The sequence below is a fragment of the Flavobacterium amnicola genome, from assembly GCF_004122165.1.
GTDB classification, from domain to species: domain Bacteria; phylum Bacteroidota; class Bacteroidia; order Flavobacteriales; family Flavobacteriaceae; genus Flavobacterium; species Flavobacterium amnicola.
On the sequence record NZ_SBKO01000028.1, the window covers coordinates 1 to 255 of the forward strand.

Annotated in this window: 1 rRNA gene; it reads right to left on the minus strand. The window is 41.6% G+C overall.

The features are described from left to right. Positions 1–111: ribosomal RNA gene (locus EQG63_RS12185) — 16S ribosomal RNA — on the minus strand; the annotation flags it as partial. Between the last annotated feature and the right edge of the window lie 144 nt (positions 112–255).

Consider the following 255-nt stretch of genomic DNA (forward strand, 5'->3'; position numbering starts at 1 on the left):
GTTACGCACCCGTGCGCCGGTCTCAGTTACCGAAGTAACCTACCCCTCGACTTGCATGTGTTAAGCCTGCCGCTAGCGTTCATCCTGAGCCAGGATCAAACTCTTCATCGTATATTTGTTGAAGCTTACGCTTCGTTTTTTTAGACAAAGAATGCTAGGTTTTTTCGAATCTCTCAATTCTTCTTACTCTCATTTTTGTTGTTTTAAATGTCTCCATTTAAAACGGCTGTCAATTCAATATGTCTATGAACGTGT